General features: G+C 42.8%; 1 protein-coding gene. It reads right to left on the reverse strand.

The window, feature by feature from the left end:
• Nucleotides 1–346: 346 nt before the first annotated feature.
• Nucleotides 347–1,122, reverse strand: a 776-nt coding sequence (gene rlmD, locus FC65_RS10780; protein ID WP_082619103.1) for a 23S rRNA (uracil(1939)-C(5))-methyltransferase RlmD, incomplete at its 5' end; no start/stop codon positions are given.

A 1,122-nucleotide genomic window follows, 5' to 3' on the forward strand; every position in this document is an offset into this window, starting at 1 on the left:
TTGAATGTTACGAACTAGCACCACGCGTATGTTAAGTATATCGTCTTATTGTAATTTTTAAATTACCAACGTTAACTCAACCCTCAGCACTAAATTGGCTCATTTTCGCATCAGCTGTATTTGCCTTCATATCAACCTTTACGCACACTTTCACCACCCTAATCAACACGACCTGCCAAACTGGACATTCACCTACTCGACATTCACCTACTCGACTATCGAAATAGGACATAGAACACTCGACCCTCCAGCCCCAAATAGAAAAAGTGTACTAATTCCAATCATTCTGAAAGGAAAAAGTAAACTTTTAATTATCCGTAAATGCCGCCATGACGCGGTTTATGAGCTATTTTTCTGTCCGTTCCAGCACCGTAACACTCTCCACATGTGTCGTTTGCGGAAATTGATCGAATGGTTCCAACGGACGTTTGACAGAGTAACCCTGTTCGCCAAAACGCTCGATGTCGCGGACTAATGTAGCCGGATTACAGCTGACGTAAACAATTTTTTGCGGTGCAGTTTTAGCAGCTGCTTCGATGAAATCAGCCGTCAAACCTTTACGGGGCGGATCAACAACGATCACAGCGGGCTTAATACCATCATCAGCCCATTTTTTCATCGTTTCCTCAGCCGTTCCTACTTCAAAATGCAAATTATCAAGTTTATTCAAACGAGCATTTTCCTTAGCGTCCTCAATGGCCTGGGGTACGATTTCTACACCATAAACTTTTTTAGCAGCTTTGGCTAAACTGAGAGAAATAGTTCCGATCCCACAGTATGCATCGATCACAGTTTCATCACCGTGCAAATCAGCTAATTCGACTGCTCGAGCATAGAGTTTCTCTGTTTGCACTGGATTGACCTGGTAGAATGATTGTGCCGAAATATTAAAGGTCAAGCCGTTTAATTGGTCTTGAATGTAGTTTCGTCCACGCATGACCTTAGTCGTCTTGCCTAAGATAACATTCGTCTGATCTGGATTAATATTTTGTTGAACGCTGACAACATCAGGACATTGTTCTTGAATTTTAGCCGAGATCTCAGCGACACCCTTCAGCTTCTTAGTTCGAGTGATCAAGACCACCATCACTTCACCGCTATAATGACCACGACGAACCATCA

Source organism: Ligilactobacillus acidipiscis DSM 15836, from assembly GCF_001435755.1.
Lineage (GTDB): Bacteria > Bacillota > Bacilli > Lactobacillales > Lactobacillaceae > Ligilactobacillus > Ligilactobacillus acidipiscis.